Annotated in this window: 25 protein-coding genes; 12 read left to right on the top strand and 13 right to left on the bottom strand. The window is 53.6% G+C overall.

All coding sequences use genetic code 11. The features are described 5' to 3' along the window. Positions 1 to 256 precede the first annotated feature (256 nt). Both NSQ24_RS06425 and NSQ24_RS06420 read left to right on the top strand, forming a co-directional pair. Positions 257 to 778 (top strand): ImmA/IrrE family metallo-endopeptidase, encoded by a 522-nt coding sequence (locus NSQ24_RS06425; protein ID WP_003392115.1) that lies wholly within the window; start codon positions 257 to 259, stop codon positions 776 to 778. Between the two features lie 31 nt (positions 779 to 809). Beyond that, positions 810 to 1,223, top strand: a complete 414-nt coding sequence (locus NSQ24_RS06420; RefSeq protein ID WP_031933486.1) for a hypothetical protein — start codon at positions 810 to 812, stop codon at positions 1,221 to 1,223. Positions 1,224 to 1,236: 13 nt separating this feature from the next. Here NSQ24_RS06420 and NSQ24_RS06415 read toward each other — a convergent pair whose 3' ends face one another. Then, positions 1,237 to 1,989, bottom strand: a complete 753-nt coding sequence (locus tag NSQ24_RS06415; protein WP_031933487.1) for an alpha/beta fold hydrolase — start codon at positions 1,987 to 1,989, stop codon at positions 1,237 to 1,239. A gap of 157 nt (positions 1,990 to 2,146) precedes the next feature. Here NSQ24_RS06415 and NSQ24_RS06410 point away from each other — a divergent pair, with 157 nt between their 5' ends. The 8 genes from NSQ24_RS06410 (at position 2,147) to NSQ24_RS06375 (ending at position 10,346) form a co-directional block, all read left to right on the top strand. Continuing rightward, positions 2,147 to 2,941 carry an IclR family transcriptional regulator gene (locus tag NSQ24_RS06410; protein WP_311135373.1) on the top strand — a complete coding sequence of 265 codons (795 nt, stop codon included), beginning with the start codon at positions 2,147 to 2,149 and terminating at the stop codon, positions 2,939 to 2,941. 137 nt (positions 2,942 to 3,078) lie between these two features. Then, positions 3,079 to 4,083 (top strand): tripartite tricarboxylate transporter substrate binding protein, encoded by a 1,005-nt coding sequence (locus NSQ24_RS06405; protein ID WP_003392124.1) that lies wholly within the window; start codon positions 3,079 to 3,081, stop codon positions 4,081 to 4,083. A gap of 66 nt (positions 4,084 to 4,149) precedes the next feature. After that, positions 4,150 to 4,599 carry a tripartite tricarboxylate transporter TctB family protein gene (locus NSQ24_RS06400; protein ID WP_024985521.1) on the top strand — a complete coding sequence of 150 codons (450 nt, stop codon included), beginning with the start codon at positions 4,150 to 4,152 and terminating at the stop codon, positions 4,597 to 4,599. A 19-nt stretch (positions 4,600 to 4,618) separates the two neighbouring features. Then, positions 4,619 to 6,112, top strand: coding sequence for a tripartite tricarboxylate transporter permease (locus tag NSQ24_RS06395; RefSeq protein ID WP_003392128.1), 1,494 nt, complete (start codon positions 4,619 to 4,621; stop codon positions 6,110 to 6,112). Positions 6,113 to 6,133: 21 nt separating this feature from the next. Further along, on the top strand, positions 6,134 to 7,084 hold the full coding sequence (locus NSQ24_RS06390; protein ID WP_003392130.1) for a sugar kinase: 951 nt from the start codon (positions 6,134 to 6,136) through the stop codon (positions 7,082 to 7,084). A gap of 35 nt (positions 7,085 to 7,119) precedes the next feature. Continuing rightward, positions 7,120 to 7,758 (top strand): bifunctional 4-hydroxy-2-oxoglutarate aldolase/2-dehydro-3-deoxy-phosphogluconate aldolase, encoded by a 639-nt coding sequence (locus NSQ24_RS06385; RefSeq protein WP_024985520.1) that lies wholly within the window; start codon positions 7,120 to 7,122, stop codon positions 7,756 to 7,758. A 16-nt stretch (positions 7,759 to 7,774) separates the two neighbouring features. Continuing rightward, on the top strand, positions 7,775 to 8,743 hold the full coding sequence (locus NSQ24_RS06380; protein WP_024985519.1) for a D-glycerate dehydrogenase: 969 nt from the start codon (positions 7,775 to 7,777) through the stop codon (positions 8,741 to 8,743). Between the two features lie 382 nt (positions 8,744 to 9,125). Next, complete coding sequence (locus NSQ24_RS06375) at positions 9,126 to 10,346, top strand: MFS transporter (protein WP_003392138.1); 1,221 nt, start codon at positions 9,126 to 9,128, stop codon at positions 10,344 to 10,346. 209 nt (positions 10,347 to 10,555) lie between these two features. Here the strand turns inward: NSQ24_RS06375 and NSQ24_RS06370 are convergent, their stop codons facing one another. Then, complete coding sequence (locus NSQ24_RS06370) at positions 10,556 to 11,434, bottom strand: GNAT family N-acetyltransferase (RefSeq protein ID WP_024985518.1); 879 nt, start codon at positions 11,432 to 11,434, stop codon at positions 10,556 to 10,558. 37 nt (positions 11,435 to 11,471) lie between these two features. After that, entirely contained in the window at positions 11,472 to 12,032 is a 561-nt protein-coding gene (locus NSQ24_RS06365; RefSeq protein WP_003392145.1) for an ABATE domain-containing protein, read from the bottom strand. A 159-nt stretch (positions 12,033 to 12,191) separates the two neighbouring features. On the opposite strand from NSQ24_RS06365, the gene NSQ24_RS06360 reads away from it, so the two are divergent. Next, entirely contained in the window at positions 12,192 to 12,686 is a 495-nt protein-coding gene (locus NSQ24_RS06360) for a DinB family protein (protein WP_003392147.1), read from the top strand. An 85-nt stretch (positions 12,687 to 12,771) separates the two neighbouring features. Next, the gene (locus tag NSQ24_RS06355; protein ID WP_277614088.1) at positions 12,772 to 12,900 is read left to right on the top strand and encodes a hypothetical protein; all 129 of its coding nucleotides are present in this window, start codon (positions 12,772 to 12,774) and stop codon (positions 12,898 to 12,900) included. Positions 12,901 to 12,965: 65 nt separating this feature from the next. On the opposite strand, the gene NSQ24_RS06350 is transcribed toward NSQ24_RS06355, so the two are convergent. The 10 genes from NSQ24_RS06350 to NSQ24_RS06305 all read right to left on the bottom strand — a co-directional run bounded on the left by NSQ24_RS06350 (position 12,966) and on the right by NSQ24_RS06305 (position 24,269). Then, on the bottom strand, positions 12,966 to 13,871 hold the full coding sequence (locus NSQ24_RS06350) for a hypothetical protein (protein WP_339167455.1): 906 nt from the start codon (positions 13,869 to 13,871) through the stop codon (positions 12,966 to 12,968). Positions 13,872 to 13,881: 10 nt separating this feature from the next. Next, positions 13,882 to 14,529, bottom strand: a complete 648-nt coding sequence (locus NSQ24_RS06345; protein WP_003392153.1) for a PilN domain-containing protein — start codon at positions 14,527 to 14,529, stop codon at positions 13,882 to 13,884. A 5-nt stretch (positions 14,530 to 14,534) separates the two neighbouring features. After that, entirely contained in the window at positions 14,535 to 15,563 is a 1,029-nt protein-coding gene (pilM, locus tag NSQ24_RS06340; RefSeq protein WP_003392157.1) for a pilus assembly protein PilM, read from the bottom strand. Between the two features lie 246 nt (positions 15,564 to 15,809). Then, entirely contained in the window at positions 15,810 to 16,568 is a 759-nt protein-coding gene (locus NSQ24_RS06335) for a prepilin peptidase (protein ID WP_339167453.1), read from the bottom strand. Between the two features lie 404 nt (positions 16,569 to 16,972). Further along, positions 16,973 to 17,422 carry a prepilin-type N-terminal cleavage/methylation domain-containing protein gene (locus tag NSQ24_RS06330; RefSeq protein ID WP_339167451.1) on the bottom strand — a complete coding sequence of 150 codons (450 nt, stop codon included), beginning with the start codon at positions 17,420 to 17,422 and terminating at the stop codon, positions 16,973 to 16,975. Between the two features lie 33 nt (positions 17,423 to 17,455). Then, positions 17,456 to 18,664 carry a type II secretion system F family protein gene (locus NSQ24_RS06325; protein ID WP_339167450.1) on the bottom strand — a complete coding sequence of 403 codons (1,209 nt, stop codon included), beginning with the start codon at positions 18,662 to 18,664 and terminating at the stop codon, positions 17,456 to 17,458. Next, positions 18,665 to 19,708, bottom strand: a complete 1,044-nt coding sequence (locus tag NSQ24_RS06320; RefSeq protein ID WP_003392164.1) for a type IV pilus twitching motility protein PilT — start codon at positions 19,706 to 19,708, stop codon at positions 18,665 to 18,667. Positions 19,709 to 19,741: 33 nt separating this feature from the next. Next, positions 19,742 to 21,397, bottom strand: a complete 1,656-nt coding sequence (locus NSQ24_RS06315; protein WP_024985513.1) for an ATPase, T2SS/T4P/T4SS family — start codon at positions 21,395 to 21,397, stop codon at positions 19,742 to 19,744. 5 nt (positions 21,398 to 21,402) lie between these two features. Beyond that, positions 21,403 to 23,067, bottom strand: coding sequence for a VanW family protein (locus NSQ24_RS06310; RefSeq protein ID WP_339167449.1), 1,665 nt, complete (start codon positions 23,065 to 23,067; stop codon positions 21,403 to 21,405). Between the two features lie 8 nt (positions 23,068 to 23,075). Next, the gene (locus NSQ24_RS06305) at positions 23,076 to 24,269 is read right to left on the bottom strand and encodes a hypothetical protein (protein ID WP_339167448.1); all 1,194 of its coding nucleotides are present in this window, start codon (positions 24,267 to 24,269) and stop codon (positions 23,076 to 23,078) included. Between the last annotated feature and the right edge of the window lie 115 nt (positions 24,270 to 24,384).

Below are 24,384 nucleotides of genomic sequence, written 5' to 3'. Positions count from 1 at the left end.
CGTTTTGCGCTTCCCCCGGGATCGCTGTGGAGCGGACAGTTTCACATCCTTGCAGGACGTAGACCGGAGCGCAGATCGGAAACATGCTTCTCCCCACTACAGCTACATTCTCGATACTTAAAACCCCAGTACCTAAGGGCACTAGGGTTACGGTTTACAGATATTAGGTGGACTTTTGCAGGACTCTCTCTTAACAGGGGCATTCTTTCCGCCACAAAAACGAACAAACGTTCCCTAATCAAGGAGGTCGTCACTCATGTTCTCACTAGTCTCCGACGTCTTCGAGCCGCAGACCTGGCTAGAATCGCGCGTCTATGATTTATTGGAGCTTCATGACATCAAGCAGCCGGAAGAGATTCACCTGACCGAGCTTTGTGCAGCGTACGGGATCGAGCTGTGGAACATCACCGGACGCAGTCGGGCGCATCCGCATCCCTATCTGCCCAACCGCTACGTGATCGCTGTAGACGAGCGCCTCCCTCTGCCTTCGAGACGGGAAAAAATCGCCCATGAGCTTGGACATCTGCTGCTGCATGAAGGAATCCAGCCGATAGGGAGCACATCGATGATCCATTGGCAGGAAGCGCAAGCGAATCACTTTGCCGAGCATCTGCTCATGCCGTTTCCGATGTTTGTGCCACTGCTGGAAAACTGCAACCGCTATGAGGCTCCCTTTTTGCTGGCCCGAATCTTTCGCGTTCCTCTCGCCCTGGCCCAAAAAAGATTCGACCGCTTGCTGGGCAGGCTTTACGCAAAAGGCCACCCCATCAATTGGTAATAAACCGATAAAAAGGAAAAAGGAGTTCGGAATGAAAAAAGTATTTTTGGCCGGAGACGCTTACAGCTCCCGCTTTTTTGACTTGTCTTTGGATGACGAAGAGCTTTCCTTGATGCCCTGGATTGCCGCAGCGAGCTATCATGTAGCCCGCTTTGCCTTGCTGATGCAGGACGACGGTCTTGCCGGACTCGGCATTTCCAGCGGAGATGCCCTGCTCATCTCTGATTTTTCCATGGAACCGATCACAGGCAGGCCCGTCCTCGTACGTCAAGAGGGACAGTATATCGTTCGTATTGCCAAAGAAGTCAATCCGGTAGAATGCGTTTTTACCTGCACGAACGATCTTCCGCCTCTGATCCTGCCCTCCGAAAACATACGCATTACAGGGGTGGTTTCCGGGATCATCTCTGAGCCGGCGATACACCGCGGAATCGACAGGCAATGAGACGGCTGTCATTTCATTTTCGATCCAATCCGGCGACCGTCGATTTCATCCATTCCTTCAGCACAGCGGCGGTCTGCTGCCACTGGTCTCCCGGGGGAATTGCGGCGGGCTGGTCTCCTTTTTGGGCCCCATAGCTTCCGAATTGAGCATGATTGCCCCCGGGAATCTTCAAGTAGACCGTATTGTCAGGGAGATACTGACGGGCCATTTCATAGGCCGAGCTGTTCACCACACCGTCTCTTGATCCGATCAGAGACAGCACCGGAATGGTTTTTTCCTTCAAGCTCCCTTTTTGATCGGGATACGATGCCAGAAAAAAAGTCCCCAAGACACGCTCGGGATGACTGGCTGCATACCGTGAGGCCATCGTCCCGCCGAGTGAATGCCCGCCGATCACGAACGGTTCCTCCGGATAAGCCAGCAGCACATCATTCGCACGGTCAACCCCGGTAAAGGCAAGATTCAGCGGCATTTTCACAATAACGGTCCGATGGCCGGACATAGCCATCAGCCTGGCAAGAGGCGCATAGCTCTCCGGACCGACCAATCCGCCCGGATACAGGATGATCCCGGGAGGAATATTTTCACCGCCTTCAAAGACGATCAGCCCCCCTCGTTCAGTTACGTTGACGCCATCCCCGTCACGCATAGCCTGCATCGCGGCATCATCCGGCTGATACGGATCGAGATACCAGGCGGCAATCGCTACCAGCACAGCCACGGCCACAAATACATAGATCAAGTAGCGGATAAAGTTTTTCCTCATCACTGTTCCCCCCTCTCGCATTGACTCATTTTTCCTATCAGTAGTATGCACTTTCATTGAAATCGTTTTCTCGATTTTTATTGACAATGAGATTCGACTATTTTTATAATGAATTCAGAGAATACGAAATAGGAACACTGTTCCTCATTGTGGAACAATCAGGAGGTGGAGAAAGATCAAGACTCCAAGAGATACCTCTTCGGTTCAATCCGTCGATCGAGCTTTGCACATTTTAAACCTGCTCAAGGAAAATGTGGACGGCTTGGGTATTACTGAATTATCCAACCGGATGGAACTCGCGAAAAGCACTGTACACCGCTTGCTCTCTTCCCTGAAAAACCAGGGATTCGTCAGACAAGACCCGCTTAGCGAGCGTTATCTTCTCGGTCTGAAGCTGATTGAACTGGGGTCGATCGTATCACAATCATTGGAAATACGAAAAATTGCCAACCCGATCATGAGCCGGCTGGTGCAGGAAACGGGCGAAACCTCCCATTTGGTCGTGCTGGAGGATGGAGAAGTGGTCTATATTGAAAAAATTGAAAGCCCTTACACCATCCGCATGTATTCGCTGATCGGCAAACGTGCCCCCGTTCATTGCACGGGTGTCGGAAAAGCGATCATTGCCCATATTCCGGAGAGTGACGTCAGAAAAATCGTCGAGCAGAAGGGTCTGAAGAAGTTTACCGAAAACACGATCACCACGATCGATGATCTGTTCGCGAATCTCCAGGAAATCCGAGAAAAAGGCTACTCGCTTGACAAAGAAGAGCATGAGCCCGGCATATACTGTGTCGCAGCTCCCATTCTCAACCACAATGGCGAGTCCGTCGCCGGTCTCAGCGTATCCGGCCCAACGATGCGCATGGATGAAGAGAAAGTGAAGTTTTGCATGGATCGCGTCGTCTTTTACGCTCGTGAAATTTCCAAACACCTTGGATTCCGAGGGTAATTTTTTTCACAGTATTTAGGAACAATGTTCCGCATTAAGGAACAAATGACTTATAAACAAATTGTCTACGCACTGCCCATGTACTGCTTTCAAAGGAACACTATGAACACATTCCTTAATTATTGGAGGATGACATCATGAAATTGAAAAGCATTTTCTCTGGTCTCGCCGCTACCGCTCTTATCGCATCTCTCGTCGGATGCGGTTCTGGCAACTCCTCTGCTCCCTCTGGCGATCAAGCAGCAGGAGAGGCAGAAGCGTATCCGAAAAAGCAAATCGAACTGATCGTTCCTTACGCAGCCGGCGGCGGAACCGATGCAGTCGCCCGGGCATTTGCGGACTCTGCGAACAAAGTTCTGCCCCAATCCATCGGCGTCGTGAACAAGACAGGCGGCGGCGGTGCCGTAGGCATGAGCGAGGGAGCCAAGGCAAAGCCGGACGGCTACAAGCTGACGCTGGTCACAGTGGAAATGACAACGCTTCCTCCACTCGGTTTGGCCACCTTCAAGCCGGATGACTTCAAACCGGTTGCCCGCCTGAATGCGGACCCGGCAGCCATTACGGTCAGTGCAGACGCTCCTTGGAACACGATCGAGGAATTTGTCGCCTACGCCAAGGAAAACCCGGGCAAGGTGCGTATCGGAAACTCCGGTACAGGCGCGATCTGGCATCTGGCTGCAACCGCGCTGGAACAGAAAATTGATACCAAATTCAACCACATTCCTTTTGACGGGGCCAATCCTGCTGTGACAGCTCTGCTCGGCGGGCACATCGAAGCTGTTTCCGTCAGCCCGGCAGAAGTAGCTGCACAGGTGGAAGCGGGCAAGCTGAAAATGCTGGCCGTCATGGCTGACGAGCGCCTGCCGAAGTTCAAAGACGTACCGACGATGAAAGAAAAAGGAATCGATCTGTCCATCGGTACATGGAGAGGAATCGCGGTTCCGAAAGATACACCGGACAACGTCGTCACCGTATTGAAAGACGCCGCGAAAAAAGTAACGGAAGACAAGGCGTTTACAGATGTACTGGAAAAAATGAACCTGGGCGTATCCTATGCTGACGATGCAGCCTTTTCAGAAGCTGTGAAAAAAGACAGTGAGCTGTTTACGAAACTCGTCTCCGATCTGGGGTTGAAAAAGTAAGAAGCGCTGGACACGGGCGATGCTGTAGTGCACTCCCCGTGTCCTCCGTTTTAGGGAGGGTAGCTCGTGAAGAAGACTGATCTGTTTGTCGGTATTGCTCTCATTCTTTTGTCCGTAGCGGTCTGGATCACGTCGGGGCAATTTCCGTCGGTCGGCGATACAGATGTCGGCCCCGGATTCTTTCCCCGCCTGATCGCCGGCGGCCTGATCCTGATGTCGCTGGTGCTGATCGCAGCCGCATTCCGTCCCGGACAGGCGGCCGAAGAAGCCGGGCCTCCTACGTCCTGGAGACGGACCATTCTTGGTTTTGTCTGTATGTTCGTATTTTTGGCACTCGTCTACCTCGGCGGTTTCCATCTGGCGACACCAGTGTTTTTGCTCGGTTTCATGTGGCTGTTCGGCTATCGGAAGCCGTTTGCGTCGATTCTCGTAGCCGTCCTGGTTACGCTGTTTATCTACCTCATCTTTGAAACAGTGCTGCAGGTTCCCCTTCCTGCAGGCGTCTTGTTCGAGTAGAGAATAAGGAGGGAACCGCATGTTTGATCTATTTGTAAACGGGTTAACGAACATCCTGACTGACCCCTTTGCCCTGCTGATGGCTGTCGTCGGCGTCATTATCGGGATCGTGGTAGGGGCTCTTCCCGGACTCACCGCCACCATGGGAGTCGCACTGATCTTGCCGATGACGTTTGGAATGGAGCCTGTCGCAGGTCTTTTGCTGCTGTCCGGCGTATATTTCGGCGGCGTCTACGGCGGCTCGATTACAGCGATTTTGTTGAAAACACCAGGAACTCCCGCAGCCGCGGCTACCGCTTTGGACGGCTATGCCCTGGCACAAAAAGGGATGGCGGGAAAAGCACTCGGTGCCGCGACTCTCTCCTCCTCTATCGGAGGCACGATCAGCATCATCATCCTGATGTTTCTCTCCCCTGTTCTGGCTACGATCGCTCTCGAATTCAGCGCACCGGAGACCTTTGCTCTGGCTGTATTCGGTCTTAGCATCATTGCCAGCATTTCCGGCAAATCGCTGGTCAAAGGACTGATTGCCGGTCTGGTCGGGCTTTTGCTCGCCACGGTCGGACTTGATCCGATCCTCGGCTTCCCGCGTTTCACCGGCGGCAGCGAACAGCTTTTGAACGGCGTCCCGTTCATTCCGATCATGATCGGCCTATTCGCCGCCTCGGAGGCGTTCAAGTCGCTCTCTGACATGAATGTAAAAGAAAAGGTCAAAGTGAAAATCGAAAAAATCGTACCGAGCTGGGGCGAATTCCGCGGCATTATCCCGACGATCCTCCGTTCGACCGGGCTTGGAACCTTTATCGGAATTATTCCGGGAGCGGGCGCCGATATCGCAGCCTTCGTGGCGTACAACGAAACGAAACGGTTCAACAAAGACAAAGAGCCTACGGACAAAAGCAGGATGGCTGGCGTTGCCGCATGCGAATCAGGTGCCAATGCATGTACCGGCGGCGCTCTGGTGCCGCTTTTGACACTGGGAATTCCCGGAGATGCCGTTACTGCTGTCATGCTCGGCGCTCTGATGGTCCAGGGACTGCAGCCAGGTCCGCTTCTGTTTAAAAACAACGGCGACCTCGTCTACACCCTGTTTATCGGGATGATCATCTGCTACGTGGTCATGTGCTTGCTCGGATTGTTCACGGCTCGCTACTTTGCCAAGGTTGTGCAAATTCCGAAAGAGATTTTGACCCCAGTCATCCTGGTTCTATGCATTGTCGGATCATATGCGATCAACAACAGCTTCTTTGATGTGTTGATCATGGCGGTAGCGGGTGTGATCGGCTTCTTTATGCAAAAACACGACTTCCCGGCTTCGCCGATCGTGCTGGCTCTGATTCTCGGCCCGATGGCAGAAAGCCAGTTCCGCAGAGCGCTAGCGCTTTCCAGCGGCAGCTACGATATTTTTTATACGCGGCCCATTCCGCTCATTCTTTTGCTGCTGTCGGTCATTACCCTGCTCACTCCGATCGTAAAAGCCATTTGGCAGCAGAGAAAACGCGCTCATCAATAACGCAGCCTGGAGGAAATCATGATGGACGTAGTCACTTTTGGAGAAACGATGGTACTGTTTACTCCGGAGAGCACTGGACTGATGCGCTATGCGCACACCTATACGAGAAAATTTGGAGGCTCGGAAACCAATTTTGCCATTGGGCTTGCCCGCCTCGGCCATTCTGTCGGCTGGATCAGCAGGGTAGGCAACGATGAGCTGGGCAAAGCGATGCTCTCGTTTGTCCGGGGAGAAGGAGTGGACACGAGCTGCGTCCGCCTTGATCCCGATGCGCCTACCGGCCTTTATTTCAAGGAAATCCGCAACGCCAGCGATGTCAACGTGTACTACTACCGCAAGGGCTCCGCTGCCAGCCGGATGACCGCTGCCGACCTCGACGAAGCCTATCTCGCGCAAGCCCGCTATTTGTTCGTGTCGGGGATCACGCCTGCGCTGAGCGAATCGTGCCGCGAGATGGTATTTGAAGCGATTCGCATGGCAAAAGCAAGCGGATTGACTGTCGTCTTCGACCCGAACCTGCGGAAAAAGCTGTGGACGGAAGAACAGGCCCGCGAAACGCTGCTTGCCATCGCCGCCCAGTCCGACATTATTTTGCCCGGACTGTCCGAAGGGACGTTTCTCTTTGGAGAAACCGATCCTGTCAAACTGGGAGAGCGATTCCTCAGCCTTGGTGCCAAAATTGTCGTTTTGAAGCTGGGCGAAAAAGGAGCCCACTACTTTACGCCAGAGGAAAACCTGCACATTCCCGGCTTTCATGTCGAGCAGATGGTTGACCCTGTCGGTGCCGGTGACGGATTCGCGGCCGGGTTTGTCTCCGGTCTGCTGGATGGCCTTCCGCTTCCCGAAGCGGTCAAACGGGCCAATGCTGTCGGTGCCATCGTCACGATGGTGAACGGCGATGTCGAAGGCCTGCCGGAACGCTCCGATTTGAAACGGTTCGTGGAATCGCCCGGCGAAGAAGTGATGCGGTAAAAGCTCGTTTTCGATAATGGGAAGGAGAATATGAGATGACCAAACTAGAGAAAATCCTCGACAGTGGTGTGGTAGCCGTGATTCGCGGGGCCAAGCCGGAAAAGATCATGGCGGTGGCAAAAGCGCTCTACGAAGGGGGCGTGACTACACTGGAGATTACGGTGGAAACGCCGAAAGTGCTCTCTTTGATCGAACAGGTTGCCAGCGAGTACGGAGACAAGCTGGTTATCGGTGCGGGAACAGTGTTGGACCCGGAAACAGCCCGCGCCGCCATCATGGCCGGGGCCCAGTTCATCTTTTCCCCGACCGTGAATCCGCAAACGATCCAGATGGCCAAGCGCTACGGTGTCGTGAGCATTCCCGGCGCCCTGACACCGACCGAGATTTTGACGGCGTATGAGCACGGCGCAGACGTGATCAAAGTATTTCCGGCCAACGTATTTGGCCCCGGCTACTTGAAAGACGTGCACGGTCCGCTTCCGCACATTCCGCTGATGCCGACCGGAGGCGTCGATCTCTCCAATGCAGCCTCCTATATCAAGGCCGGCGCGGTCGCCGTTGGCGTAGGAAGCTCTCTCGTCAGCTTCAAGGGAGCGGTGGACGAGGCGTATCTGAACAGTCTGACCCAAACAGCGCGCCAATTCGTCGAGATCGTCAAGGCAGCGCGATCCTAGAGAGGAGTCGAAACAGATGACAAAACCGCTTGTTTTTGTCCCTCACCGCATCGCTGAATCAGCGCTTGCCCTGCTACGCGAGCGCTGCGAAGTGGATTATCGCGACATCGAGGAAAAGCTGGACGACGCATCGTTTGCAGCCGGTCTGCAGCGGGCCGACGGGTTGATGATCTACTCCCGGCACAAAATCAATGCCTCCGTCCTGGAAAAGGCTCCCCGTCTACGGGTCGTCAGCAATATCGCGGTCGGTTACGACAATCTGGACCTTCCCGCATTGACAGCCCGCGGCATCCTCGCGACGAATACCCCGGACGTCTTGACCGAGACAACCGCCGATCTGACCTTTGCCCTGCTGATGGCGGCTGCCAGACGTGTACCGGAGGCTGACCGGTTTGTGAAAAACGGCCAATGGAATGAATGGCTCCCCAGTCTGATGCTCGGAAAAGACGTGCACGGCGCGACCATCGGGATCGTCGGGATGGGCAGGATCGGAGAAGCTGTCGCCCGGCGAGCCAAAGGCTTTGACATGAACATTCTGTACTTCAACCGCTCCCGCAAGCCGGAAGCGGAAAAAGCTCTGGGGGTACAGTTCACCTCGCTTGACGATCTGTTGTCCCGGTCCGACTACGTGGTGGTGATGACGCCATTGACCCCGGAAACAGAGGGCCTCATCGGAGAACGCGAGCTGGCTCTGATGAAAAGCGACGCCATTTTGATCAATACCTCCCGGGGACGTGTCGTCGATGAACAGGCCTTGATCCGTTCTCTGACGGAGCGCCGGATAGGCGGAGCCGGCCTGGACGTCTTCCAGATGGAGCCAACGCCAAAAGACAATCCGCTGCTTTCCTTGCCCCACGTGGTCACACTCCCTCATATTGGCAGCGCCACGAGGGAAACCCGGGAGAAGATGGCGCTCAAGGCCGCGCGCAACATGCTTGCAGGTCTTTTTGGGAAACGTCCGGAAAATTTGTTAAATCCTTCTTGACTCCGCTTTTTCAGCGTGATAATATCTAACCCATACGAAATCGGAAGGGTGACTTATGAACAATGGACATCTAATCCTGTCTCCATGAAAACAACCGTTTGAAAATAACCATGTCTGTGGGAAACGAAACGGTTTCTGGATAGGATTGGTATGGATGTTCATAGTCGCATGCATCTTTTTTCGGTGTCGACAGCTTGCTTTGTTGTCGGTATGAGGATGCACTCCTGAAGGGTGAACTTGCTTCCCAGAATCTCAGAAGCATGGCACATTCCTTTGGATAGAAGGAAGCCCCTTTGAGCTGTTTTTGGGCTTATGTTTTGTCTTCCTTGCGATCACGATCTCTTCGCCTCCTGTCCAGGAACTTGGATGAGGAGGTTTTTTTATGCGAGAAAAAGGAATCTTTCGCAATAAAGTCATACAAACGATCCTGCTGTCTGCGCTGTTTTTGCAAATCGGCGTATGGGTCCGCAACTTCGCGATCCTGCTGTTTGTCATGCAGCAAACAAACGGCGATCCTTTGGCTGTCTCGATGATTTACGTGGCGGAATACGCTCCGATCTTTATTTTTTCCTTTATTGGCGGGACGTTCGCTGACCGTTGGCGCCCCAAGCGAACGATGGTCTGGTGTGATATTTTAAGCGCGCTGTCTATCTTCGGAGTCCTGCTTGCTTTTGTGTTCGGAACCTGGAAAGCGGTCTTCTTCGCGACGCTGATCTCGGCCATTTTGTCCCAGTTTTCGCAGCCGTCCGGCATGAAGCTGTTCAAAATGCACCTTCCTGCCGAGCAGATGCAAGCGGGTATGTCCATCTATCAAACGCTTTTTGCCATTTTCATGATCCTTGGCCCTGCCCTCGGGACGTTTGTGTTTCAGACATTTGGGATCGGTGTAGCAATCGCGGTGACCGGTGTCGCTTTCCTGCTCTCCGGCGCCGTTCTTGTGCGGCTGCCCGCCGACCACGTAGAGGAAAACGGGCAGCAGCCGACAACTCTATGGCAGGAAATGGTCGACGGCATCCGTTATGTGTTGAAAAGCAACATTCTGACAAAGCTGGGCTTATGCTTTTTGGCAGCGGGCCTAAGCATCGGACTCATCCAGCCTCTGAGCATTTTTCTCGTGACGGAGCGATTGGGCTTGCCTATGGAATCCCTCAAATGGCTGATGACAGTCAACGGGATCGGCATGATTGTCGGGGGTGCGCTGACCATGACCGTTGCCAAAAAAGCCTCTCCGCAAAAGCTGTTGGTCATCGGCATGCTGGTCAATGCAGTAGCCATGAGCATCGCGGGCTTATCGACCAACCTCTGGCTGACGTTGACGGCCCAGTTGTTCAACGGCCTGTTTATGCCTTGCATTCAGATCGGGATCAATACGATGATCTTGAAGCATACCGAGGGCGCTTTTGTCGGCCGCGTGATGGGAATCCTGAGCCCTCTCTTCACCGGAGCCATGGTTTTGACGATGAGTATCGCGGGTCCATTGAAAAAACTGCTCTCACTCGTCTCTGTTTTCGAGATGGCTGCGCTTCTGTTCATTGTCGGCCTGCTCTTCATCGTACCGCTTTTGCGGTCGCAAGCAGGTTCGGAACAAGAAGCTTCCGGTTGAACCTGTTGAATGACAAAATGAAACCACGCGGGAGAATTGCACCTGCGTGGTTTTTTGTATCCTGCCGGAAGAGTTCCGGTTTTTGGGTTTTTGGTTTTCGGGTTTCGGTTTTCGGGTTTCAGCTTTTCGTTTCTCCTCTATCGGAATATGCCGGCTAACCTGCTTTCCTGCTTTCTTGCTTTCTGGCTTTCCCGCTTCCAGCCTTTCCCCTACCCGAACGCCTGTGCAGCAATTGCGTACAAGTGGCCGTTCCTCTCCGGCAGCTTTTCCGCATTCCTGATCATGATCGGAGGCTGGCTCGCCTTTTGAAATCCGCACTGCTCCAGAAAAACCAGGAATTCTTCATGTCCAGACGGTACATCGATCCGCAGCTTGCCTTGATATCCACTCGCAAGCTGTTCCACGATTTGTTTCGCTCCCTGCAGGTCAAAAGCGACGATCGGGCCGAGAATCAGGTTGACCGGCCCCTCTACAGACAGGCCATAGCCAATGACAGCTCCATCCTGCTGCTTCAAGACGACGCCATTTTGCGCCTGCTGGATGCGATGAATCAAAAATCTTCTGCGGTCCGCGCCGACTGCGGCCTTGTCCAGCTCCACGATTTGCTCCAGATGCTCCCCGGTCAGCTTCTCTACAAATGTATCTCCTGTATCAAACGATGCTCGATGCCGCTGGTACGCTTCGCATAAGTATTTGTGCACGCAATCTACGGACACAAAGCCCATGCTTTCGTACATCGGCTTTCCCTCCGGTGTGGCGATCAGCATCAGGGCTGTATCCGCTGAAGTCGAGGCGGCATCGATACAAGCCTGTGTTACTTGTTTCCCCAGCCCCATCCCTCTGCATTCAGGATGAACGATGACCATGCCGATGGAGGCAAGCGTTTCGCCGTATGGAACAATCGCGGCGCTTGAGTACACTTTTCCCTGGTCATCACGGTGTCCGAATACTCTCCCTGCAGCAATGAGGGTTGCCAGCTCTGCTTCATGGTAATCCCAGCCTACCGAAGCAGACAGCTCGATCAGCCCCGGAATATCCCCGCTGGCAAGCTCGTCCAACCTCAATTCGTGCCGTTTGCTGACAGTCATGTTCTTTTCTTCTCCCTTTCTCCCGATCTTCCTGGATTTATGTGTCTTTCCTCTCCTTTTTTTGCCGCTCGCGAAAGCGCCGCACTTTCATCAGGTTGCCGCACGCCTTATCGTCGCACCAACGGCTGGAGCGGTTGCGGCTCTCGTCGTAATACACCCAGAGGCAATTGGCGTTTTCGCAGATCTTCAATCGCCGCAAATCGGTACCAGCCAGAAGCTCGGCGAAGGAAAGTGCGATTTTCCCTATGACCAGGTCCCATTCTTCGCCTCGTACAACCTCCTCTATTTGAAAGCCATCCGGCCGATGAACGATGCGGCGGCAGCTAGGCACAGCCGCAAGCACCTGATTGATGCCGACCAGATCGCTTGGATCAGGTGCTTGTCCTGTTGCCACCGCTTCCGTGACATTTCGCATCTGCTGCCGCAGTTCTCTCAAGCTCTGGAGCAGCATAGGGTCTGTAGGAAGGGGGACTTTCAGCTCCCACTTCGTCGAAAAATACTGCCACCATTCAGGCTTGCCAAGCCGGTCATCCCGCTGTCCGGACCCTCGCCAGTCTCTGCAATCGCTGTTGATAAAATCAAGACATATCCACTCCACGGAGTTTTTTCTCCTCTCTTGAACCACTCGCCAAAATATGGTAAGGTATTGTTTGTAACCACCAAAATGTATTTAAGTAGTTACAGACGGTATTCTTCTCCAGATTCTACCTTCATTATACCGCCGTCAATCACTCTTTCCCAGATGAGGAGGACTTGCATGAACCGTATGGAGTTGCTGTTGCACGAGTGGGATTGTACATTCGCCAAAGAAGATTGGTATCCCCCCTTGAAAGACGCCTTGGCAGGACTCACCGCAGCCGAAGCAAGCTGGCGGCCGCCTGGCGAAGCTGCCAACACCATTTGGGAGAATCTGAGCCACTTGCTGTTTTACAAGGAACGGCTGCTTCACCGTTTGAAGGGCACCGAACAGCCTTCTACAGCTTCCACCAACGACGACACCTTTGCCCCATCCGGAGGACCAGAGGACGAGGAGGCCTGGCAAGCGGACGTCAAGCGGATGGAGACTCTCCACTATGAACTGAGAGACGTGCTCGCTTCCATTCCGGAGACCTCCTTCGATCAGCCGTCGCCTTCAAAGCCTTTGGGGCTGAGCGTATTCAGCATCATCATGCACGATGCGTTTCATACCGGACAGATTGTGCAGATTCGCAAACTGCAAGGCACCTGGCCCGCACGCAGGTCTTTTGATTAAGAATCCGCTTCCTAGACAAATACCCAAACCCGCCCGGCTATGCCCTCATACATTGTAGGGAAGTTCATCGGAGCGAGGCGATTCCATGAGTCAAAAGTCCGAAGGTATGTCGGCTGACGATCTTGCTTTATTGGCGGCTGTGATTGTATTAATCGGAGACTTTCTGGCGCTATTGGCCTTGGTGCGGGAGCGGCAGGAAAAGACTAAGAAATGAAGAAAAGCCGTTGCTCGCGACAGCAACGGCTTTCATTCGTAAATGAAGGAAATCGCCCTCTGCTTTTAGTAAGGCGATCCTTCTTTGCTTTCATTGATCGGATCACCGGGCTTCGGTGTGATTCCATACTGAAACGGGTTGCCTTTGCCCGATGGAGCCTCTACCTCAACGGCCGGAAGCTTGTCGACTGCCTGCTTGAATTCAGGGGCGTAATAGCTGGTCAGCTTGATTGTCGCCGTCATCCTGCTGTCTTTGGGGACGGTAAATTCATCCTTCTCCGCCGCAGTGACAGTGAATTCATCTACCCGCAAATATCGGGACAATCCCTGTACCTCCTTGAGGAAGAGGTACAGCTCATCGTATCCTCCCTTTACAGAAAGCGTGATCTCCACGCTTCCCAATGCGGTTTCCGGCAGCAGTCTCCTGAGCGTGTCTGCCGTGGGCATGGCAAGTGCAGCGCTGCGGTCCTTGGCATTAGGTTCAGATGCTATTCCTGTTGCTTCCGCTGTACCTGTTTCCTTTTTGTCCGTATCTGAGTTTGTTTTCGGCTCTTTGGCTCCAGTTGACTCTTCGGCCGCTGTATCCGCCCCCTGCTCTTCTTTCGAAATGATCTGCTCCGCCATGTCTTTCGTCGACAGCACTTTTGGCTGGGCAAAGCTGGCCGTAAGAATCTCGACCTTGCTGATCGTCTGGAGCTTGCCCAAATCCTTCACGAGCTGATCTGTATAGGGAGAGACGGGGATTGCCTCCGTTACCTTTGCCAATGCTTCCTCGGAAACGGCATCATCCTTCTTTTCCTCTGCATTCCTGCTGCTCAGCCCTTGCACCGTCGCTTGCAGCTGAGCCAGTTCTACCGTTAGCTTGCTCTTTTTTGCCTGCAACGGCGTGAGATAGATATAGTAGAAGACAGCGAGCAGGGCAAACAGCAAAGCAACAAACAAGAACAGGTATTGACGTGTTTTCTCAGCCATGTTCACTCTCCTACTTCTTCTGCTCTTGTGTACGTGCAGCAAGCTGCTTGTTCAGCACGCCCAGGTCCAGGGTGAGTACCTTCACTTCAAATGTAGCCGTGTAGCGGGGCAGGATGTCTCCGCCCACCGCACTCAACGCTGCCGAATGGGGCCTGCCTTTCTCGTCCACCGGCCCGGTCCACTTCACGGGTACGGAAGCGATTGTTTTTATCTGCGCTTCCCGTACGTATGGCGAAGCCTGCAAATTGTGCAGATAGGCGGCCACATCGTCATATTGCTCAAAGCGGCCGGTGAGCTGCACCGTGCCATCCAGGGCATAACTGATTTTCAGCAGCTTTCCCATCTCCGGCAGGTTTTCGGAAAAATTGTCGAGCAGGAGCGTTGTCGGGTAGAACAGATGCTGCATCTTCTCCGACAGCTCTACATAGTCTTGCAAAGTCGCTGTATTTGCTTTCAAGCCGATCCGCTTTTCCGCTGCCTGGACCATTTGTTTTTGCTGCGCGATTTCCTGCTGCAATCTTTCCACCGTTGCCTGATCGGCATAGTAGGCAAAGCCCATCCAAGCCGCCCCGATAAGCCAAAGCAGCCCTGTCGCGGAGAGCAACAGGACTCCGCCTCTAACCTTTTTCTTTTTTGGTAATAGGTTAATGGTTACCACTTGCGTCAACCTCTCAAGGTTAGTCCCGCCGCTGCCGTAAAGGCCTGAACATTCAGCGGTTGCGTATGCTGAAGGCGGATATGGTGGATGGGCAGAGGAACGATCTCAAAGCTCGTCATGCGATTTTTAAGAAGCTGGATGGTGTGCTCCAAATCGTCATCTTCACCGGTTACATAGATCGTCTGAATACGGGTCCCGTCATTTTTCATGCTGAACTGATAGAAGTTGATCACGCGGTCGACTTCCCTGACCAGATCAGCTACAAATAATGCATGGACGGCAGCAGCACCGTCTGTCCCCCCGGATGCGGAAGCCTGCTCATAATGGGCGAGATGGATTGGAATGTTTCGCAAAAACTCCGGAATATCGCTTTGAAAAATGCTGACGTTGACCGAATGCCGTCCGAGCTGCAGGAACATGAAGTCGGTTTTGTGGACTTCCCCGCTCTCCTCCAGCAGCCGGTACAGAGCAAGCGGTTCGATATCAACAGCCGTTACTTCGATATCGAGTACTTTCAACAATTCGATATATTGGTCGATCAAATCACCAGGAGCGGCAATCACCAAGTATTCATCCTCCGGCTGCGGCTCCTCCGCGAGGCTGTACTCTCCCAGCTCGTCCATCTCCAGCGACGGCGGCACTTCTCTGATCTTGTGAAAGTCAAAATAGGGCCTTGCAAAAGGAAGGTGAATGGTCGTCCCCAGCTCGATTTCGAGCAAAGAACGAATATCGTCCGTCGTCAGCTTGGGCTGAATGGTTTTTCGAATCACCACGGTTGACGTCGGAACGGAGAGAACCGCCTTCTTTTTGGAAAGCCGCAGCTCCTTCTTTGCTAGAGTCAACTGTATTTTTACCCGCTCGATATCCGTGATCCGCCCGTTCTCGAAGGTTCCTTCCTCCAGCGGGATCAGACCTGCCTGCCGTATCTCCACGCCTGTGTCCGTTCGCCGTGCTTCTGTAAAGCGAAGCCCGTCTTCTTCCACGGCAATGCCGATACGAACGGGATTCGTCATAAAAGGGATGCGCAGTTTCATCCGCCTCTTTTCCTTTCTGTCAGCCCCAGAGCTGATGCAATTCCAGTTCCTGTGTTTGGGAAATCCGGTTCCTTAATGCATGCGCAAGCTTTCGCCCTGTCGATGATTATTGTGTTATAGGAAGCTTGCCACTTGACGAAATTCTTCATTTTTCGACACATTTCTTCTATCACTCACTTATTTTTCGACACACCCTCCCGGTCAACCTCTGCTTAGCGGAAAAGGAAATTGCTATTTCATTTGCTGTCAGAAGAACACATCCACATACCAGCCGATGATCGCATCTCCTTTGAGATAGGCAAGCAGTGACCCGGCAGCGATGAATGGTCCAAATGGCACCTGCGTTTTCCTCCCCGCCCCTCGAAAGAGCATAAGTATGATGCCAAACAGCGTTCCCAACAGAGCTGACAAAAAGATGGAAAGCGCCAGCAAAGGCAGGCCCAGAAACAGACCCACTACGGCAAACAGCTTGATGTCGCCTCCGCCTACACCGCCGCGGGACAGTACGGTGAGCAGGAAGAACAGGCCAAATCCGACTGCCATGGCGATCAAGTGCATCCAGTAGGGCTGTGTCGGGTGGACGAGCAGCCGGAGTATGAGAAACAGAGCCAGCGCAGGCAGAGTCACCTTGTCCGGGATAAGCCGATAGGCGAGGTCAGCCACGCTCACAATGACGAGCAGCGAGACAAACAGCAAACCCATAAACATTTCGGCGCTCCAGCCGTATGTGAGGTAGACAAGGGCAAATGAGATACCGCAGATGCTTTCCATGACTGGATAAAGCAGCGAGACTTTTGTCCGACAATAGCGGCATGCCCCCCTATTCAGCAAATAGGAAAGAACAGGGATCAGATCGAGGGGACGCAGCCTGGTGTTGCAGCTTTTGCAATGAGACGGCGGTTGGACAATGGATTCCCCCTGCGGGACTCGCAGACCGACGACGTTGAAAAATGAACCGAATACGAGGCCGAATACAAACAGGACGGCCGTGATCAGGTACTCCATGGCTTCTCTCCTAGTTGGTGGAACGGGTATAGTTTGCTTTGATTCAGGAAAAAACTTCCTGCACCGCATTGGGATGTAGGAAGTTTTTATTGGTTCATTTTGTTGCCCGTGTTTTAAAAAGCGCTCGTAGCCGTGGCTGTAGTGGAAGAAGCCTGTTTCCAGGCTCCCTCCGGTTCCGCCCTGCATAGAAGCGGGGCCTGTACGCGCCGAGGCGATTCGGGTGGGAGCGTCAAAGTCGGACAGCTTTAGGGTCAGGGTCACTCAGAGGTGACGCTCCTGTTTCCTGCGACTCGCTGCTCTGCTGAGCCAGGCTGGACAAGTCGTACATCAGGAAACAGGCTTCTTCGGCGAGCGTTTGTTTTCTCAATAGATATATATTCTCTTATAAATCTTGAGTTGATTTTTTACTTTTTACCATCAAGGTATACTTTGTCTCGATCCAAGGCACTAATATCTTCATCTACAAAAACCCTATCTCCTTCCTGCAACTTTACTTCAATTACTTGCTTCGTAATTTTTGTATCATTGTCCTCTTTAGCGGTAATTGTGACTTCGCTTTTCTTAACATCGTAAGTTTTATCTTCCCCTGGAACCTGAATGTCACTAATAAATCCTTCTTTTTGCAACTCTTCCAAGGTATAATCCCCAGTCGCTTTCCCTTCAGCAGTAGCTGCCATTCTCGCCGCATTTGCCAACATTTGCGCATTCGCGATGTGCGCATCCTTGCGGCTATTTTCAATGATATTTCCTACTGACGGAATCGCAATCGCCGCAATAATCCCCAAAATCACCACAACGGCGAGCAGTTCCACCAGCGTAAGGCCTCGTTGATCCTTCAAATAACGTCTAAACATATAAGTTCCTCCCCACAAAAACATCTTTCATGCCTAGTGCACTTTTCCAAAAATCTCAAACATCGGAATCATGATGGCAAGTACAATCGTACCCACAATCGCCGCAAGCAGGACGATCATCAATGGTTCGATCAGCGACTTGATTTTGTCAACGGCACTGTCCACCTCCGCCTCGTAGAAATCAGCTACCTTTTCCAGCATCTGATCCAGTGATCCGGTCTCTTCTCCGATGGCGATCATGCGTGAGACGAGCGGCGGGATTACCCACGCACGCTTTAGCGGCTCGGATAGCGGCCTGCCCTCGCGCAAGCTGGTTTTTGATTCATGCACGGCTTGACTGATAATCTTGTTGCCAACGACGTCTTCTACAATCGTGAGTGCTTGCAAAATCGGCACCGAGCTGGAAAATAGCGTACTCAGCGTCCGGCTCATGCGGGCCAATGCGCCTTTCTGCATAAGTTTGCCAAATATCGGCAATCTCAGTGTAGCATAATCCGCAAAATATCGTCCATAAGAAGTATTGACAATAATTCGAAATACAAAATATATGCCAATTAGACCTATTGCATATAGGTACCAAGAACTAACTACACTTTCACTAGCTGCCATGACCATCTGGGTCATCGCGGGAAGCTCGGCGTGAAAGCTGGCGAACATCGAGACAAAGGTAGGCACGATGTTGATCAAAAGGTACATCGTTACGGCAATAGACAAAATCCCGACTGTGATCGGGTACATCATCGCCGACTTGATTTTTTCCCGCGTGTAGTGCGACTTTTCGTAGTAGGTAGCAAGCCTGTCCAGGACGATTTCCAGACTTCCCGACGCTTCCCCGGCCCGAATCATGCTGAGAAACATTGCTTCAAAGACCTTCGGATGCTTGCCGAACGCCTCAGACAGCTGTCCGCCCTTGCGAATCTCCGCTTCTACCTCCTCCAGTATCTTGCGCAAGACTTTACTCTCGCTTTGCTGGGCAAGAATATGGACGGAATCGACAATCCCGATCCCCGCCCTGATCAGGGTGGCAAGCTGGCGCAGAAATACGACGAACTCCTGCGACTTCACCGGCTTGCCGAAATGGATTTCGCGCTGCAGGAAGCCTTTCGCTTCCTGTTCAATCGAAAGCGGGGCCAGCCCTTGACGCTTCAGCTCAACGATGGCGACTGGCTTGGCGGCAGCCTCGATCTTCCCGCGCTTGCGCCTGCCTGTGCGGTCCTTCGCTTCGTAAATAAACGTCGGCATCTACTCTAGCGCCCTTTCATTCAAATAGTGTTGCGCGGCTTCGGGAGTAATCTGTCCCTTGTCCACTAGCTCTTTGACGGAGCTTTCCATCGTGTGCATTCCCAGTTCGCGTCCCGTCTGCATCAAGCTTTTGATTTGATGATTCTTCTCGCTGCGTATCAGGTTGGCGACAGCATGTGTATGAACGAGAATCTCAGTGGCGACTGCCCGGCCGCCCCCGACCTTCGGAAACAGGCGCTGCGAGACGATCCCGACCAGAACGGAAGACAACTGCATCCGAATCTGGGATTGCTTGTCGCCCGGAAAGACATCGATAATCCGGTCGATGGTCTTGGGCGCATCGGTTGTATGCAGCGTCGCGAGCACCAAATGTCCCGTCTCCGCCGCTGTGACTGCTGTCGAGATCGTCTCCAGATCCCGCATCTCGCCGACCAATATGACGTCAGGGTCCTGCCGCAGCGAAGCCCGCAGTCCGCTGGCAAAATCTTTGGTATCAAAGCCGATCTCCCGCTGATTGACCATGGAGAGCTGATGCTTGTGCAAATACTCGATCGGGTCTTCCAGCGTAACGATATGCTTTCTCATCGTCCTGTTCATGTAGTCGATCATCGCCGCCAATGTAGTCGACTTGCCGCTTCCCGTCGGCCCTGTAACGAGCAGTAACCCTTGGGGCTTGTGGCAAAGCTTCCGGATTACCTCCGGCAGTCCCAGCTCTTCCAGTGACGGGATGCCTGTCGGAATGACCCGGGCGACAAGCCCGATGCACCCGCGCTGGTGGTACGCATTGACGCGGAAGCGCGAGATGCCCGGCAGTCCGTAGGAGAAATCCAATTCTCCCTTTTCCAGAAAGGACGGATACAAATGCTGCGGGATCAGCTCCTTGGCCATTTCCTCGGTGTCGCTTGGCGCAAGCGGAGAAATGTCGAGCCGGCGCAGTTCCCCGTCAATCCGGAATACGGGAGAGGTGCCTACTGTCACATGCAGGTCCGATGCCTTTTTTTCAAAAGCGTATCTGAGCAGCTTTTTGATTTCGACGCCAGCCATCCGTTCTTACCCTCCTTGGCATTGATCCGGCCACTATTCCGGCAGTGCGATCCGGTAGATTTCTTCCAGGGTGGTCAACCCCTGTCTTACCTTCAACAGGGCATCGTCAAACATCAGCACCATCCCGTTTTTTACGGCGTGTCGCTTGTATTCGACAGCGGGGAGACGCTGAATAATCATCTGCCGAAACGCATCGTCCATGACGAAGCTTTCGTGGACCGCCAGCCTGCCGCGATACCCTGTCATGCTGCAACTGCCGCATCCCACGCCGCGCCAAATCGTCTCAATGCGCAGTCCGCGCTGGGAAAAGATCGCTTTTTCCTGCTCGGTGGCCGGCATCTCTTTTTTGCATTCCTTGCAGATACGCCGGACGAGTCGCTGGGCTACGACTCCGTTGAGCGAAGAAGCCAGCAAAAACGGAGGAATGCCCATATCCAGCAAGCGCGTAACGCTGCTCACGGCGTCGTTGGTATGCAGCGTGCTTAGCACCTGATGCCCTGTCAATGCTGCCCGGATCGCGATCTCGGCCGTATCTTTGTCGCGAATCTCCCCGACCATGATAATATCCGGGTCCTGACGCAGGATGGAGCGCAGCACGGATGCGAAGCTCATGCCGATTCCGTCGTTTACGTGCACTTGATTGATTCCGTCCAACTGATACTCGACCGGGTCTTCCACCGTAATGATATTGACATCCTCCTGGTTGAGGTGGTTGAGTGCCGCGTACAGCGTGGTCGTCTTCCCGCTTCCCGTCGGTCCCGTCACCAGCATGATGCCGTTTGGCCGGTTGATCAAATTCCGGAAATAGGAGAGATTTCGATTGGTCAAGCCCAGCTTGTCTATTTCGATCAAGGCATTGGACACATCCAGGAGGCGCATGACGATTTTCTCGCCGTAAATGGTCGGAAGTGTCGATACCCGAACGTCGATCTCCTTGTAGTCCACATGCATCTGAATCCGGCCGTCCTGGGGAGTGCGCCGCTCCGCGATGTTGAGGTTGGACATGATTTTGATCCGCGCTGTCAAAATGCCGATCATGTGGCGCGGCAGCACGCGCTCGGTCCGCAAGACGCCGTCTACCCGATAGCGGATGCGGACCCCGTCCTCCTGCGGATCGATATGGATATCGCTGGCACGCAGCTGGACTGCCTGTTCAAACATCTGGTTGACCAGGCGAACGATCGGGGAATCTTCATCGACGATGCGAGATTCTTCAATCTCGTCCGCCTCGATCTTTTCCATCAGCTCCTTCACCGAGCCCTGCATGCTGTACATCCGGGAAATCGCCCGCTGGACCTCGTCCCGGGTAGCAATGACCGGCTCGATGACAAAGCCTGTGCTGAGCCTCAGCTCATCGATCGCAAAGTAGTCGAGCGGATCGATCATCGCCACGGTCAGCTTGTTTCCCTCTTTTTTCAACGGAATGAGAGAATATCGTTTCGCCACCTCTTCCGAAACGATGCTGGACAAGGACGGGTCTATCTTGACGCGATACAGGCTGACGTGAGGGATTCCCAACTGGAATTCCAAAATCTCGATCAGCTGCTGCTCCGTAATGTAGCCCTGCTGCAGCAAATGATCCCCCAGCTTCAGCTTCGACTTTTTCTGCTCGACCAGCGCCTCCTGTAGCTGCTCTTCGCTGATCAGGCCGCTTTCGACGAGGATGTCCCCCAGCCGTTTCCTACCCATGCCCGTCACCTCTCAGGCGCGTCATGCAAAATAATGACGCCGTTGTTTTTCTCGACCTTTACCGCTGCTCCCGCACCAACCGAAGCTGAGCCTTGAGGAACGGCAGCCCCTGCGTTTTCCGGCAAAGGGGCTATATCGGGAGGTCTTGCGCTGCTGCCTGTATCGCCAGGAGTGCCGCTATCCTCAGATGGCTTCACGCTTCCGTAGATGATTTCCGGCGGCAATTCCTCTTCCGCTTCGCTGCCGACCCATGGCTCCGCTTCCGCTTCTGTCGGCCAGTCGTCCTCCCGGCTTTTCGTTCGGACTGCTCCCTCTTCTCTCGGACCGACAGCGATCACGTTCGGGACAGGCTGATACAGGTTGTCCGAGACGAGCACCTTTTGATTCAAACCCGGATCGTAGAGGAACACCTTTGCCCGCAGCCCTTTTTCTCCGACGCGCACGATCCGCTCCTGATTCGGTTTCATATCGCGGTCTACCCGAACGATCGTACCGGGGCTAAAGGTTTCGGTCGTTTCCGCCATGAGCTGCGGCTTGCCCTTCTCCAATGACTGACCGCTTCCGTAGAGCGCGACCCGTAAACGGCCCTGCTCAACCGCTGCATGGATATAGACCGGCGTCTTCATTCGATTGGCCAAGCGCAAATCCATATCCCGTCCGTTTACGAATGCTTCCAGTCCGATCCTTTGAAAATCGACCGGGCGTTTCGCGCTGTGCCGCTCCACCACGCTCAGAGAGCTGGTGAGCGCCGTTTCGTACAACGCAGAGGCTACCTGTACGGCGCTTCCGCCAAGACCGTCGGGTATTGCCTGCCGTTCATCTATGAGCTGGAAGCCTTTTGCTGTCGTAAACGGCCCGGCAGCTTCATTGAAGGAAAACACCTGGTCCGGCATCAGGATGGTGCCATTGAGCAGTTCGGCAGCCCTTTTCACGTTCACCAGGCGAGAAGGCCCCCCCGTGCCAATCGTCCCGTTCCACTCGCCCAGCAAATCCACGCTTTTCTCCAGATCCTTTCGTGTGATTGCCGGCTCGTCCTTTTTCGCCTTGATCGGTATGCGCAGACCGTAGCGCAGGGTGCGAAACTCTGTTTCGACAGCCGAAACAGTCTCTTCCACATCGACCTGATAACCAGCCTGATCCGGTATCACGACTGCTTTATTGTTTTCGATTCGGAGTGTAGCCGCGACCGCTTTCCGGTCAATTTCGCCGGCGATGCGCTCCACCTGCCGAACCAGCTCGGAGCGGTCGTAGTGAACGGCCAGCGGTACTGTGCCGTCCGCTTGTTTCCCTGCCAGCCGCTGAAACCATCCTGCCAATCCCGCAGAATCGCGAGAGCGCTCAACGGCTTGCCGGATCGTCTCTTCTGCCTCGAAACGCAATCCCAGCTTTTCCTTGTCAAGTAAATAGGTGCGATCTTCGAGGGTAAGCACGGCGGGCATTCCGGAGAGGTCCTCAACCTTTCGTTTCACGCTGGCCCGCGCTTCTTCTATCGTCAGCCCGGCTAGCGAAAGGCCGGCTACCTGTACATCGGACAGCCTCCCGCCCGCCTCCGAATCCGGTTGGTCCCACAAGCCGGAGGCGAGCAGGGAGACCGCCCCGAACACACATGATTGGATAAGCAGGAGCGCAAAGGCCCCGCCAAACAACTTGTACTGTTTTTTTTCCAACACGATCCCGCTCACTTCCGATTTGATGTGTCCTGCTCATGCTTTGCTCCCGAGGCATGGCCCGGCGATGTTCCAGTGCCTGTCGATGTTCCGGCACCTGTCAAAGAAGGATCATCCACACGGTCCAGTTCTTCCTCGAACCGGCTCAACAGCCTGCCGGATTCATCATGCAAAGACCCGACCAGGGAGAGCTCCTCCCAAAAACGTTGTCCATCAGGGGACGTCTGCGGCTCCCCCGGCTCCGTTCCGGGTGAATCTGCGTCCTGCGAAAAGAAATCAGCGTTTATCGGCTCATCCGAAAATCTCCACCCGAAATCGTCCAAGTCCTGCTCCGCCGATTCTGCCGTCATTTCAGAACCTGCTTTTATCTCTGCCATTTCTATCTTCTCGATCTTCTCTATCTTCTCTGCCTTCGCTATCCTCTCTATCTTTCCGCTTCCCGTGTCCTCCTCCTCAAACTCAAAGAACGGCAAGGGTGATAAGCAATCCGCTTTCGTTGCATCCGCTGCATCATCCGTTTTCAAACCGGATTGTCTTCTCGTATCTATTCCCGTGTCTTCGAAGCTGCCAAACTCCGCAAAAGCTGGATCAGCAGCGTGGTAGTACGGGAACGCTTCAGCGGGGCTTCCCTGTTTTTCAGCCCATTCAGATTCATCTGCCGGTTTACGTTCCGGTTCAGGCCACGGTTTAAGCTCTGATTCAGGCTCTAATGCAGTCTCCGATTCGGTCCACCGCCCAGCCTCGACGCCGTCCGCTTCCTGCTCCATGGCAGCCGCAATCTCCTGGAACGCTATGCTCTGTCCCTGCTCATACCAGTAAAGCCGCTCTCCACGCTGATCAGGAGCAGTCAAATCTTTGGAAGCAGCAGCGTTTCCGCCACCAGGCAGCCCCTGCTGAGCAGCAGTATCGGCAAATACTTGAGCAGCGAGAATCCCGGTGTTTTCCGTAAAGTCATTTTTGGCAAAGTCTCTCGCAATGAAATAGGAAAGGAGCAGCGTGATCAGGATGGTTGCAACAGCCGTTTCCAACCTCCCGAAAAGAGACAGGGAAAATGGCAGGAGCGCTCCGAGCAGGAAGGCACCCCCGGAAGCTGTCATCACGGACAGCCGTTTACGAGAAAAGAGGCGGCGACGGAGCAGCAGGTACAACAGAAGGGTTAGAAGCAGGTACACAATGTAATAGCCGCTTAAACCTGATAGAAGCATAGGATCACCTGTTTTATAGCCAAAAGGCGTAGATCATAGTACATTAGTAGTAGATTAGCATAGTTCTTTGGTTGCATCCATTTTTATGCAATAACTTAATTTCGACAGGTTTCAT

It is taken from the genome of Brevibacillus sp. FSL L8-0520 (genome assembly GCF_037963895.1).
Classification (GTDB): Bacteria; Bacillota; Bacilli; order Brevibacillales; family Brevibacillaceae; genus Brevibacillus; species Brevibacillus borstelensis.
The sequence above is the reverse complement of the archived record's forward strand: the minus strand, read 5'-3'. Positions and strand labels throughout refer to the sequence as shown.

Coding starts and splice junctions, on each gene's coding strand:
- NSQ24_RS06425 (WP_003392115.1), top strand. CDS start 257: ATGTTCTCACTAGTCTCCGACGTCTTCGAGCCGCAGACCTGGCTAGAA.
- NSQ24_RS06420 (WP_031933486.1), top strand. CDS start 810: ATGAAAAAAGTATTTTTGGCCGGAGACGCTTACAGCTCCCGCTTTTTT.
- NSQ24_RS06415 (WP_031933487.1), bottom strand. CDS start 1,989: ATGAGGAAAAACTTTATCCGCTACTTGATCTATGTATTTGTGGCCGTG.
- NSQ24_RS06405 (WP_003392124.1), top strand. CDS start 3,079: ATGAAATTGAAAAGCATTTTCTCTGGTCTCGCCGCTACCGCTCTTATC.
- NSQ24_RS06395 (WP_003392128.1), top strand. CDS start 4,619: ATGTTTGATCTATTTGTAAACGGGTTAACGAACATCCTGACTGACCCC.
- NSQ24_RS06390 (WP_003392130.1), top strand. CDS start 6,134: ATGGACGTAGTCACTTTTGGAGAAACGATGGTACTGTTTACTCCGGAG.
- NSQ24_RS06385 (WP_024985520.1), top strand. CDS start 7,120: ATGACCAAACTAGAGAAAATCCTCGACAGTGGTGTGGTAGCCGTGATT.
- NSQ24_RS06380 (WP_024985519.1), top strand. CDS start 7,775: ATGACAAAACCGCTTGTTTTTGTCCCTCACCGCATCGCTGAATCAGCG.
- NSQ24_RS06375 (WP_003392138.1), top strand. CDS start 9,126: ATGCGAGAAAAAGGAATCTTTCGCAATAAAGTCATACAAACGATCCTG.
- NSQ24_RS06370 (WP_024985518.1), bottom strand. CDS start 11,434: ATGACTGTCAGCAAACGGCACGAATTGAGGTTGGACGAGCTTGCCAGC.
- NSQ24_RS06360 (WP_003392147.1), top strand. CDS start 12,192: ATGAACCGTATGGAGTTGCTGTTGCACGAGTGGGATTGTACATTCGCC.
- NSQ24_RS06355 (WP_277614088.1), top strand. CDS start 12,772: ATGAGTCAAAAGTCCGAAGGTATGTCGGCTGACGATCTTGCTTTATTG.
- NSQ24_RS06350 (WP_339167455.1), bottom strand. CDS start 13,871: ATGGCTGAGAAAACACGTCAATACCTGTTCTTGTTTGTTGCTTTGCTG.
- pilM (WP_003392157.1), bottom strand. CDS start 15,563: ATGAAACTGCGCATCCCTTTTATGACGAATCCCGTTCGTATCGGCATT.
- NSQ24_RS06335 (WP_339167453.1), bottom strand. CDS start 16,568: ATGGAGTACCTGATCACGGCCGTCCTGTTTGTATTCGGCCTCGTATTC.
- NSQ24_RS06330 (WP_339167451.1), bottom strand. CDS start 17,422: ATGTTTAGACGTTATTTGAAGGATCAACGAGGCCTTACGCTGGTGGAA.
- NSQ24_RS06325 (WP_339167450.1), bottom strand. CDS start 18,664: ATGCCGACGTTTATTTACGAAGCGAAGGACCGCACAGGCAGGCGCAAG.
- NSQ24_RS06320 (WP_003392164.1), bottom strand. CDS start 19,708: ATGGCTGGCGTCGAAATCAAAAAGCTGCTCAGATACGCTTTTGAAAAA.
- NSQ24_RS06315 (WP_024985513.1), bottom strand. CDS start 21,397: ATGGGTAGGAAACGGCTGGGGGACATCCTCGTCGAAAGCGGCCTGATC.
- NSQ24_RS06305 (WP_339167448.1), bottom strand. CDS start 24,269: ATGCTTCTATCAGGTTTAAGCGGCTATTACATTGTGTACCTGCTTCTA.